The following is an 11,937-nucleotide window of genomic DNA, read 5'->3' on the forward strand; positions in this document are numbered from 1 at the left end:
CGGGATTGGAAAAACTTGTGCCTCAATTTGCTGTTGAAAGCGCGGGTTGCCGATGACGCACCGGCGTTATCGCGACGGCGCCATGTAAGGCGGCATCGCGAGCGAGCCGTTCGCGCCGCCGAACTGGAAGCTCGGTGTTTGCGTCATGTTCGAGGTGTCGCCATTCGTGGGGTTCTCGAGCGGCACCACGGCCTGCTTCGGCCGCGCAGGGGTCTTGGGCGGCGAGACGATCTTCTGGATGTCCGCGAGACGCTGCGTGGTCGTGGCGCTGGCCTTGCCGAGATTTTGCGCGCGACGGTAGGCTTCGTTAGCCATGCGCAGATACAGGTCGCCAAGATTTTCGTACGCGAGGCCGTAGCCCGGATTGACCTTGGTCGCCGTCTCGAGCGCGGCGCGCGCTTCGGCGAAATTGCCCTGTTTCGCGTAAAGCGCAGCCAGGTTGTTGTACGGCTCGGGCAATTCAGGGTAGGTCTGCGTGAGTTCGGTGAAGGCGGCGATCGCTTCGTCGTCGCGATTCAGGTGGGCGAGCACCGTGGCGCGCTTGAACTTTGCCTGGGCGTCGCGCGGATTCGACGCGATATGCGCGTCGAGTTGCGCAAGCGACGCTTGCCAGTTTTTCTGCGCGATCGATGCGTCGACGTCCGGCGTGTTGTCGCGCACCGCGGGGCCTTGCGGCATGACGGCGGCCTTCTGCGCATAGACCGCCGCAGCCGGCAGCACCGCAAGGGCGGCAGCGACGGTGACGCGCAAGGTGAGGGCGCGCGTCGCATCATGGGCAACACCGCGGGCGAGGCCGCGCGTGAGCCCACTGAACGCCGTCGCGGCGAGGGTCGCAACGCTGCGCGCGCGGCCGCTGGAAGGTTTCATAGGCTTGGGTCTGGATGTTATACTCCGACCCATTCTAACAAAAGGTCTGCGCGTTCCGTCGAACCGCCGACTGTCTTTTCGCCACTCGTGGTCGTCTCCGCCTTGATCGCAGCCTGACCGCCGCACCAGCTGCACCGGTTTTGCTGCATGCGACGCACCGCCGTCCTGTTCGCGGGGCGCGGCGCGCTTGAACCACAATGCGGACTTCTTTCGGCCCACGCACCGTTCTCTATGGAATCACTGCGCATCTACAACACGCTCGCGCGTGACAAGCAAACTTTCGTCCCGATGCGAGAAGGCGTCGTGCGGATGTACGTCTGCGGGATGACCGTGTACGACTATAGTCACGTCGGTCATGCGCGGGTGATGGTCGTGTTCGACATCGTGCAGCGCTGGCTGCGCACGCTCGGCTACGACGTGACCTACGTGCGCAACATCACGGATATCGACGACAAGATCATCCGCCGCGCCGTCGAGAACGGGGAGACGATCAAGTCGCTGACCGACCGCTTCATCGCCGCGTTGCATGAAGACGCGGACGCGCTCGGCATCCAGCGTCCGGACATCGAGCCGCGCGCCACCGACTTCATTCCTCAGATGCTCGGCATGATCGAGACGCTCGAGGCGAACGGCTATGCGTACCAGGCAAGCGACGGCGATGTCAACTACGCGGTGCGCAAGTTCGCGGGCTACGGCAAGCTGTCGGGCAAGTCGCTAGAAGATCTGCGCGCGGGCGAACGCGTCGCGGCCAACGACGCGAAGCAGGACCCGCTCGACTTCGTGTTGTGGAAGCAGGCGAAGCCAGACGAGCCCGCCGACACCGGCTGGGATTCGAAGTACGGGCGCGGTCGTCCTGGCTGGCATATCGAATGCTCGGCGATGGGTTGCACGCTGCTCGGCGACCAGTTCGACATTCATGGCGGCGGCCAGGACCTGCAGTTTCCGCACCACGAAAACGAAATTGCCCAAAGTGAAGCCGCTACCGGTCAAACGTTCGTCAATTACTGGATGCACAACGGCTACGTACAGATCGACAATGAGAAGATGTCGAAGTCGTTGAACAATTTTTTTACGATTCGCGAAGTGCTGGCGCAGTACGATGCAGAGGTCGTGCGCTTTTTCATTGCACGCGCACACTACCGGTCGCCGTTGAACTACAGCGACGTGCATATCGACGACGCTCGCAACGCACTCGCGCGTTTGTACACCGCGCTGAAGGACGTCGCGCCGGACGACGCGGAACTCGACTGGAACGAGGCGCATGCGCAGCGTTTCCAGGCGGCCATGAACGATGACTTCAACACGCCGGTTGCAGTGTCGGTGTTGTTCGAGTTGGCAACTGAAGTGAACCGCACGCGCGATCCCGCGCTGGCCCGTCAATTGCGCTCGCTCGGCGCGGTGATCGGACTGCTCGGCCGCGAGCCGCGTGCATATCTGCAGCAGGCCGCGGGTCGCGCGGAAGGCGCGCTCGAGCCCGCCGCGATCGAAGCGAAGATCGCCGCGCGCGTGGCCGCCAAGCAGGCGAAGGACTATGCGGCAGCAGACCGGATCCGGGCCGAATTGCTCGAGGCCGGCGTTGCACTTGAAGACAAACCCGGCGGGTTGACCGAGTGGCGGCGCGTGTGAGCGCACCTCGTACTTCCCTTTGATCGACTCGCCAGGCAGGAGGCAGGATGGCAACGGCCACGAAGACGCCGGCTAAACGAGCCACGTCTCAAACAAGCGCGGCAGCCGCGGCAAAGTCGACACGCACGTCGGCTCGCGCGGGCAGCGGCACGGTAAAGAAAGCATCGTCGAAAGCAGCAGGGGTGATCGCGAAGACCGGGGCGGCGGGGCCGGCGAAAAAGGCCGTAGTCAAACGCGCGCTCAATGGTGCGTCCGCGCATGCGTCTATTGCGAAGCGCGCGAAGGCCTCGCGTACGAAAGGCAATGGCGCGTTGCCGGCCGACCTGGCAGGCGACGTGCAGGAACTCGCACGCGATGCCAATGCGGGTGAAGTCGTGCGCAAGACACGCGCGTCGGCGAGCGCCGGCGGCGAAGCGGCGAGCGCGAGCGAAGTCGCGGTGCCGGTGCAGATCGGCGGCCTCACGCCTGAAGTCATGCGTCCCGCGTATTGGGACAAGGCCTGTGCTGACCTCGTCAAGCGCGACCGCATTCTGAAGAAACTGATTCCGAAATTCGGCCCGGTGCATTTGTTAAGCCGTGGCGATCCGTTCGTCACGCTCGCGCGCTCGGTGGTCGGGCAACAGATTTCGGTCGCGTCCGCGCAGGCGGTGTGGGCGAAGGTCGAGGCCGCGTGTCCGAAGCTGGTGCCGCAGCAGTTCATCAAGCTCGGTCAGGAGAAGCTGACCGGGTGCGGCCTGTCCAAACGCAAGGCCGAATACGTGCTCGATCTTGCGCAGCACTTCGTGTCGGGTGCGTTGCACGTCGGCAAGTGGACGTCGATGGAAGACGAGGCGGTGATCGCCGAGCTCACGCAGATTCGCGGCATCGGCCGCTGGACCGCGGAGATGTTCCTCATCTTCAATCTGTCGCGGCCCGATGTGCTGCCCCTCGACGACCTCGGGCTGATCCGCGCGATCAGCGTGAACTATTTCAGCGGCGAACCGGTCACGCGCAGCGAAGCGCGCGAGGTCGCCGCGAACTGGGAGCCGTGGCGCACCGTCGCCACCTGGTACATGTGGCGTAGTCTCGATCCGTTGCCGGTCGACTACTGAAAAAGAAGAAACGAGGCCGTTTCGAAAAACTATGGATTGCCAATGTCCGATAGTTGAGAAATGGTTTTGACATTGGCGCGCGCGGTTAGAATACGCGCTGCCGGTAAGTCCAAGGATTACAACCAATGAAGACCACCTTTCTGGATTTCGAACAGCCGATCGCTGAACTCGAAGCGAAGATCGAAGAATTGCGCTTCGTACAGGACGACTCGGCCGTCGATATTTCGGAAGAAATCGAGCGGCTGTCCAAGAAGAGTCAACAGCTCACCAAAGATCTGTACGCGAACCTGACGCCGTGGCAGGTTTCGCAAATTGCCCGTCATCCGCAGCGCCCGTACACGTTCGACTACGTGAACGAGCTGTTCACCGATTTCCACGAACTGCACGGCGACCGCAACTATGCGGACGACCTGTCGATCGTCGGCGGCCTCGCGCGTTTCAATGGCCAGGCCTGCATGGTCATCGGTCATCAGAAGGGCCGCGACACGAAGGAGCGCGCGCTGCGCAACTTCGGCATGCCGCGTCCGGAAGGCTATCGCAAGGCCGAGCGCCTGATGCGTCTCGCCGAAAAATTCAGCCTGCCGATCTTCACGTTCATCGACACGCCGGGCGCGTATCCGGGCATCGGCGCGGAAGAGCGCGGCCAGTCCGAAGCGATCGGCCGGAATCTGTATGTGATGGCCGAGCTGAAGACGCCGCTGATCGCAACGATCATCGGTGAGGGCGGTTCGGGCGGCGCGCTCGCGATCGCTGTCGGCGATAGCGTGCTGATGCTGCAGTTCTCGACCTACTCGGTGATTTCCCCTGAAGGTTGTGCGTCGATTCTGTGGAAGAGCGCCGCGAAAGCGCCGGAAGCCGCAGAAGCGCTCGGGCTGACCGCGCATCGTCTGAAGGCGCTCGGGCTGATCGACAAGATCGTCAACGAGCCGCTCGGCGGCGCGCATCGCGATCCGAAGGGCATGGCCGCGATGCTGCGCCGTGCGCTCGCCGATTCGCTGCGCCAGTTCCAGGGCATGAGCATCAACGACCTGCGCCAACGCCGTTTCGAACGGTTGATGTCGTACGGCAAGTTCAAGGAAACGACGCCGGGTGCGTAAGCCCGCGCGCGTTCTCTTTCGTCCTTCGGCGCTTAACGCGCTAGCGACGTGACCACCCCCGCCGAAACACCTGCCGACCGCCTCGTCATCGAGGCGGTCGGCTTGGCGTTGTCCGCGCTTCCCGCGAACGCGCGCATGGCGGTGGCGTTCAGCGGCGGCGTCGATTCGACTGTGCTGCTCGATGCCGCGGTGCGTGTCGCGGGCGCATCGCGTTGTGTCGCGCTGCATGTGCATCACGGGTTGAGTCCTCATGCCGATGCGTGGCTCGCACATTGTCAGGCGTTTGCGCAGGAGCGCGGGGTCGAATTCGACGCGCGGCGCGTCGAGGTGTCGCGTGCCACCGGCGTGAGTGTCGAGGCGGCGGCGCGCGATGCGCGTTATCGCGCGTTGGACACGATGTGCGCGGCGCGCGGCGTGCAGACACTATGGCTCGCGCAACACGCGGACGACCAGGCGGAAACCGTGCTGCTGCAATTGCTGCGTGGCGCCGGTCTCGCGGGTCTTGCGGCGATGGCGCCCGCGTTTCTCGCGGCGGGGGCGTGCGCGACGCGCGTGCGGCCCTTGCTTCACGTGCTGCGCGCGCAACTCGAGCAATACGCGAGCGAGCACGCTTTGCATTGGATCGACGACGAGTCGAACGCGGACACTCGCTACGCTCGCAACGCATTGCGTCACGAGGTGACGCCGGCGCTTGCTGTCCACTTTCCCGGGTTTCGCGACGCGCTCGCACGTACGGCCGCGCATGCGGCATCGGCGCAGCGTTTGCTCGATGTGCTCGCGCGCATCGACATGGATGCGGTAGCCGAGGACGAGGGGCGTGCGCTCTCGCAGAGTGCGCTGCTCGCACTCGACGACGATCGCGCACTCAACCTGCTGCGCTACTGGATGCGCACATTGGGGCTCCTGGCGGCCTCCAGCGCGCGCTTGATCGATGCGCTGCGTCAACTGCGCGAAGTGGGCGCGGCGAGCGACGGGCATCGTCTGCGTGTCGATCATGCGGGGCATGCATTGCGCAGCTATCGCGGCCTCGTCTATTGGGAAGCAGGAGAGAGCAGCGAGCCCGCCGACGAAACCGCGCTCGCCGCTCGCGAGATCAGCGAACTCGCGTGGCAAGGAGAGTCCGTGTGGCATTTGCCGCAATGGCGGGGCACGTTTGTGTTTGCAGCAGTGGATGCTGCAACAGGCGATGCATCGGCCGCCTCGGATGCGAGCGCCGACGCGTCCAATCTCGACTCCATCCCCATCGGCGTGCTGCGACGCGCATTGCTGAGCGCACGATCGCGCAGCGGCGGCGAGCGGATGCGCACGGGCGGGGCGCCCAGCGCACCGAACCGGACCTTGAAGAACCTCTTCCAGGAACGCGGCATTCCCGCGTGGAAGCGCGATGTGCCGCTGCTATACGTCGGCGACGAACTGCTGTTCGTGCCTCTGCTCGGCGTGAACTGCGCGGCGTTGACCGACCCGGCCGACCCCACCGGCGCGCGCATCAGAATCATCTGGCGCGAAGATCTGCTGATCGCCTGACCGGACGGTCGGACTGTCCGATCAGCGAGGCGCCAAATCTCGAAATAGGGCGCAAAGCCGCATGAAACAAGCCTTTGCAGCGCCGATTGCGCGTCTTTCGATGGCCCACGCGGCTTGTCTTTTTGCCCCCGATCGGGTAAGTTTACGTGTTTGCCCGACCCGATTTCGCCGTCGCTTTTGTCGCTATCGCCGGTTTGCGAGCGTGATCCGTCGTTTCCGTTAAGCCATTAGCGATCATTCCCGGGCAAATCCGCGCGTGCTGCACGCGCGCTGCATTTACGCCGCCACACACTCTGCCGTCGCGTTCACAAGACGTTGCGCTCCCTGTGCTTTTGTGCGGTTGTCTCCAGCGCGCCAGCGCGGTTTCTCTTCCAGTTCAGAACGACAATGGCACTCATCGTACATAAATACGGCGGCACCTCGATGGGCTCGGTCGAGCGCATCAAGAACGTCGCCAAGCGCGTCGCGAAATGGCACAAGGCCGGCCACAAGATGGTCGTCGTGCCGTCGGCGATGTCCGGCGAAACCAACCGCTTGCTCGGTCTCGCGAAAGAAATCACGGCTCAACCGAGCGCGCGTGAACTCGACATGATCGCCGCCACGGGCGAGCAGGTCAGCTCGGGACTGCTCGCCATCGCGCTGCAGGAAGCCGGCGTCGACGCGGTCAGCTATGCCGGCTGGCAAGTGCCGGTCAGGACAGACAGCGCGTTCACCAAAGCGCGCATCAGCGAAATCGACGGCGAGCGCGTGCTGCGCGATCTCGACGCGGGTAGGGTAGTGGTGATCACCGGCTTCCAGGGCATCGATCCTGACGGCAACATCACGACGCTCGGCCGCGGCGGTTCGGATACCTCGGCGGTCGCGGTCGCGGCCGCGCTGGAAGCCGATGAGTGCCTGATTTACACGGACGTCGACGGCGTTTACACGACCGATCCGCGCGTGGTCGAAGAAGCGCGCCGGCTCGATCGCGTGACGTTCGAAGAAATGCTGGAAATGGCCAGCCTGGGTTCGAAGGTGCTGCAGATCCGCTCGGTGGAATTCGCCGGCAAATATCAGGTGAAGACGCGCGTGCTGTCGAGCCTGACCGATCCGCTGATGCCGCTCGACGCTGAGATGAAGTCGGGCACCCTGATTACTTTTGAAGAAGACGAGACCATGGAAAAAGCAGTCATCTCGGGCATCGCGTTTCAGCGCGACGAAGCTCGTATCGCCGTGATGGGTGTGCCCGACAAGCCGGGCATCGCGTATCAGATTCTCGGCCCGGTGGCGGACGCGAATATCGACGTCGACATGATCATTCAGAACCAGAGCGTCGAAGGCAAAACGGCGTTCACGTTCACGGTCGGCCGCGGCGATTATCAGCGCGCGATGGACATCCTCACCGGCCAGGTGAAGGGCCACGTGCAGGCGGAGCAGGTGCTGGGCGATCCGAAGGTGTCCAAGGTGTCGGTGGTCGGCGTCGGCATGCGTTCGCACGTCGGCATCGCGAGCACGATGTTCCGCACGCTGTCGGAAGAGGGCATCAACATCCAGATGATTTCGACTTCCGAAATCAAGATTTCGGTGTTGATCGACGAGAAGTACATGGAGCTCGCCGTGCGCGCGCTGCATAAGGCGTTTGATCTGGATCAGGTGTAAATGGCATGAACAACGGGGCGCTTCGAAGCGCCCCGTTTGTTTTGCGTGGCCAATGTGAACTAATTGCGTCGGCAATGACAAAGCTGGCACAAAAAGTGTTCTTCAGACATTGACCTTCGCGGTTCGGCCCGCTATTATCTTGGCTTCGTCGCACTGACTCCCTGTGCGACAGAAAGTTTGGGAGACGTGGCCGAGAGGTCGAAGGCACTCCCCTGCTAAGGGAGCATCTGGGCCAAAACCTGGATCGAGGGTTCGAATCCCTCCGTCTCCGCCAGCAGTGGCGGCAAACCCCGCAGAGTCTCGGCTCTGCGGGGTTTTGTTTTTTTGGCTACAAACCTGACGGGCGTGTCGTTGTCTCCTGCATAGTTTGGCTAGCGGTCGGTCACACGATGATGGGGCCGGGCGGGCCGCGCCATCAAAAGGCGTGCCGCAATCCCACCATCGCGACAAACTGCGAAGGCCCTGACGACGGCGTCGTATTCTGCGAGTCTCCGACTACCGCCACCGCATCTGCAATGCTCGTTGCTCCGCTGCCCGTTGTGATCAACGCTTTGCCGCGCGCATGCTGATAGGCCTGCAGCGCATACAACGTCGTGCGCGCGGAGAGGTTGTATGTCTGCTCCAGCGAAATCTGCTGATAGCGCGCAGCATCGTCGATGCCATTCGCCCTGCTCGCCTGCGTATAGCTGTAGCCGGCGCCGACAGTTACGCTCGGCGTGATCCGGTAGGTCGAGACCGCGCCATACGTGTTGAATACGGCTTTGCTCGAAAACAGCGAACCATTGCCGGGCGCGTATTGCACGTTCGAATAGTTGATACCGATCGTCAGGTCCTGAAGGCTATAGCGCGCGGCCGTGGCGAACAGCTGTGCGCTGCGCGCCGTCGAATAGCCGTTGTTCACCGGCGAATTGATGGCAAAGCTGCCGAGCGCCGCGCTCGTCGCGATGTCTTTCAGCTTCACGTAGCCCGCCGCGATCGCAAACGGCTTGTAGTCGTAGCGAAACGCCGCGCTGAAATGACTGCCGTTGGCGATGCTGCCCGGCACGCCGCCCAGCCCGTACTGCGCGCTCATCTGCAAACCGGCCAGGGTCGGCGAAAGATAGGTTACCGAATTATTGAAGCGCAACGTGGTGTCGAGTGCGTCGATATCTCCGGGATGCGCGCCGGTCGCGCCCGTGAGCACGCCCGTCGGCCCGAGTGCGCCGACCATCTGAAAGTAGGGCGTATATTGACGGCCGAGCGTCACCGTGCCGTAGCGGTCATCGGTGAGCCCGACGTAGGCCTGCCGATTGAACAGATAGCCCGCGCTGCTTTGCGCACCGGTCAGCGAGTTAAAGCCGCTTTCGAGCCTGAAGATCGCCTTCGTGCCGCCGCCGATGTCTTCCGCGCCGAGCAGGCCGAACTTGCTGGCCTGGAGGTTGCCCTGGCTCATGTAAAAGTTGGCGTGCCCATGCTGGTTGCTGACATAGGTGAACGCGTTGTCGACGACGCCGTACAACGTGACGCTGCTTTGCGCCGAAGCGGCGCTCGACAGCGCCGCGCCCGCCAACGGCAGGCAGGAGAGGACAAACGCGCGTGATCGCGCGCGCTTTGAAGCGTTCATGGCTGCGGGTCTCCGGATCGAATGAGCGACCTGATCGGTCAGGCCGCTGTTGACTGGTGTTTAGTGCGCGAGGGAAATCGTCAGGCAGCGCCAGCCGCCGGACAGGTGGTCGGCCGCGAGCGCGCCGCCGGTGCAGACGATTGTGCGCACTTCGTGTCGCGGCACCAAGATGCTCACTTGTGTTTGCGGCTGCGGCATCCAGCCTTCGCGCTCGACCGAGATGCGTAGCGTGTGCGCATCGCCCGTTAGCACGACGTTCCAGCGGCCTTGTGCGCCGGTGCGCCAGGCTTCGCTTTCGCCGTCGTCTTCGACGCAGCCGCCACGCGTGATGCCGGCGCCGGCGTGCGGCACCACGAGGAATGCGCGCTCGTCGGCGGGACGGCCGAAGTGCTGCTCGGCGATGTTCAACGGCACCACGCTGCCTTCGCGCAGCAGGAACACGGGCTGCTCGAACGGCGCGGGCAGCGTCACCGTCTGGCCGCCGTCAAACGCTTCACCGCTCCAGTACGACACCCAGCTCGTGCCCAAGGGCAGATACACATCGCGCGTGGACTGGCCCGGCTCGACCACCGGCGCGACCAGCATCGACGAGCCGAGCATCATGTCGTCGCCGTCGACGAGGCAGCGCGGGTCGTGCGGAAACTCCGCGAACATGGGCCGCAACACCGGCTCGTATGCGCAATGCGATTGCCAGAGCAGTTCGTACAGGTAAGGAATGAGCCGGTAGCGCAGCTTGATCAGCCCGGCTACCAGTTGCGTGACTTCGGGATGCATCCAGGGTTCGTTGACGGTGCCGTCGTCGTTCCACGAGTGAATGCTAAAGCGCGGCAGGAAGATGCCGAAGGCCACCCAGCGCGCGAACAACTCCGGACCCGGTGCCGGACCCGAGAAGCCGCCGATGTCGTGTCCGCTGTTCGACACGCCCGACATCGCGAGCCCGAGGCCCATTTTCAGGTTGAATCGCAGTGTTTCCCATGACGTGTAGTTGTCGCCGGACCAAGTCTGCACGTAGCGGTGCATGCCGACGCCGCCCGAGCGCGACACGAGAAACGGCCGCCGCTCGGGCGCGTACTCGCGTTGCGCGTCGTGAGACGCGCGCATCATCAACTGCGTTTGCAACACCTTCGCCTGGTGTGCCGGATACCCGTTGCCGAAGCCGTGAGCGAGCGCGTGCGGCGACCAGATCTCGAATTCGTTGTTGTCGTTCCACGTCGCCGCGACGCCGTGCTTCAGCAGGCTGTCTTTCACGCGCGCCTTCCACCAGTCGATGGTGTGCGGATTCGTAAAATCCAGATAGGCGCCGACTTCGTCCCAGTACTGCACCCACGCCGGATCGCCGTCGCACGCGCGGATCAGGAGGCCGGCCCGGGCGACTTCTTCGAACGCAGGATGATCCTGCAGCAGGCACGGTTTGATGTTCGCGCACAGCCGCACGCCGTCTGCGAGATAGCTCTGCACGAAGCCGTCGATATCGGGAAATTTCTCGTGATTCCAGTTGAATACATAACGCTTCGGACCGATCGACGTGTAACCCGAAGACAGATGGAACGAGTCGCATAGCACGTCGTGCTCGCGGCATCGTTCGATGAATTCGCCCATCCGCTGCTGCGCATCGGGCGCATCGGTGTAGCTCATCGTCGAGCCAGAGTAGCCCAGCCCCCATTTGGGCATCCAGGCGGGCCGTCCGGTCAGCCACGTGAAACGGCGCACCGCATGCAGCGGAGTGCCCGCCGATGCGATGAAGTAATAGTCGAGATCGCCATGCCCGGCGACGAAATGCCGGTAGCGGCCATGATAGTTGTCAAGCTCGCGGCCCATGTCGAAGCGGCAATCGGCGAGCGTGTCGTAGAACAGGCCGAAGCCCGTCGACGTGTGCGGCTGCCAGGTGACGTAGAACGGAATGTGTTTGTAGAGCGGGTCCGTGGTGCGCGCGCTGTAGCCCATGGCGTCGATAGTGCGCATGTCGTAGCTCTGATCCGCGCGATCGAGCAAACCGGCACGCTCGCCCAAGCCGACATACATTTCGCCCTCGCGGCGCTCGATGTAGTGATACACGCGCTCGTCCCACCAGCCGAAGTTATACGCTTGCGTCCTGCGGTCGTTCATCACGCGGTGCCAGGCGTCGTCGTGCAGGATGTCCCACGCGCACAGGCCGCCGTCGAGCGTGACCGTCAAGCGCACGCGCGCGGTTTCGACCACCACGTGCCCGGCATCTCCCGATACCGCGAACGGCGGCGGCGTGAAGCCGCTCATGTCGCGCCGGTCGCGCCCTTCAAGCGCCACGTCGTCGGCGCCGGGCGCGATGGCCCAGCTTCGTGGACCGTGTATCTCACCGTCCGGCAGCACGAGCACGCGGATGATGTCTTCTGCGAGAACGAATAGTTCGATGCGGCAGTTCGCCTGCGCGCTCAGAACGAGATGGTTGCCGACATGGGACGACAACGAAAAACGCGGCGGTTGTTTCAGGTTCGTCAGTGAACGCATGATGGGT

Annotated in this window: 8 protein-coding genes and 1 tRNA gene; 6 read left to right on the forward strand and 3 right to left on the reverse strand. The window is 63.5% G+C overall.

What is annotated here, in order from left to right; translation table 11 throughout:
- Positions 1-66: 66 nt before the first annotated feature.
- A complete protein-coding gene (locus tag FVF58_RS01800) occupies positions 67-867 on the reverse strand; it encodes a tetratricopeptide repeat protein (RefSeq protein WP_149668227.1) in 801 nt (266 codons plus the stop codon).
- Positions 868-1,098: 231 nt separating this feature from the next.
- Between FVF58_RS01800 and cysS the strand changes: the two genes are divergently transcribed.
- The 6 genes from cysS (at position 1,099) to FVF58_RS01830 (ending at position 8,117) form a co-directional block, all read left to right on the forward strand.
- Positions 1,099-2,493: a cysteine--tRNA ligase gene (cysS, locus tag FVF58_RS01805; protein WP_149668228.1), complete on the forward strand. Its 1,395-nt coding sequence runs from the start codon at positions 1,099-1,101 to the stop codon at positions 2,491-2,493.
- Positions 2,494-2,540: 47 nt separating this feature from the next.
- Positions 2,541-3,584 (forward strand): DNA-3-methyladenine glycosylase family protein, encoded by a 1,044-nt coding sequence (locus FVF58_RS01810; RefSeq protein WP_149668229.1) that lies wholly within the window; start codon positions 2,541-2,543, stop codon positions 3,582-3,584.
- 125 nt (positions 3,585-3,709) lie between these two features.
- Positions 3,710-4,681 carry an acetyl-CoA carboxylase carboxyltransferase subunit alpha gene (locus FVF58_RS01815; protein ID WP_027799587.1) on the forward strand — a complete coding sequence of 324 codons (972 nt, stop codon included), beginning with the start codon at positions 3,710-3,712 and terminating at the stop codon, positions 4,679-4,681.
- Positions 4,682-4,729: 48 nt separating this feature from the next.
- Positions 4,730-6,205 carry a tRNA lysidine(34) synthetase TilS gene (gene tilS, locus FVF58_RS01820; RefSeq protein WP_149668230.1) on the forward strand — a complete coding sequence of 492 codons (1,476 nt, stop codon included), beginning with the start codon at positions 4,730-4,732 and terminating at the stop codon, positions 6,203-6,205.
- Positions 6,206-6,592: 387 nt separating this feature from the next.
- On the forward strand, positions 6,593-7,843 hold the full coding sequence (locus FVF58_RS01825) for an aspartate kinase (protein WP_149668231.1): 1,251 nt from the start codon (positions 6,593-6,595) through the stop codon (positions 7,841-7,843).
- A 180-nt stretch (positions 7,844-8,023) separates the two neighbouring features.
- Positions 8,024-8,117, forward strand: a tRNA-Ser gene (locus FVF58_RS01830).
- 141 nt (positions 8,118-8,258) lie between these two features.
- On the opposite strand, the gene FVF58_RS01835 is transcribed toward FVF58_RS01830, so the two are convergent.
- Together FVF58_RS01835 and FVF58_RS01840 are read right to left on the reverse strand one after the other, a co-directional pair.
- Positions 8,259-9,446 (reverse strand): porin, encoded by a 1,188-nt coding sequence (locus FVF58_RS01835; protein WP_149668232.1) that lies wholly within the window; start codon positions 9,444-9,446, stop codon positions 8,259-8,261.
- A gap of 60 nt (positions 9,447-9,506) precedes the next feature.
- Positions 9,507-11,930: a glycoside hydrolase family 31 protein gene (locus FVF58_RS01840; RefSeq protein ID WP_149668233.1), complete on the reverse strand. Its 2,424-nt coding sequence runs from the start codon at positions 11,928-11,930 to the stop codon at positions 9,507-9,509.
- Between the last annotated feature and the right edge of the window lie 7 nt (positions 11,931-11,937).

This window comes from Paraburkholderia panacisoli, from assembly GCF_008369935.1.
GTDB lineage: Bacteria > Pseudomonadota > Gammaproteobacteria > Burkholderiales > Burkholderiaceae > Paraburkholderia > Paraburkholderia panacisoli.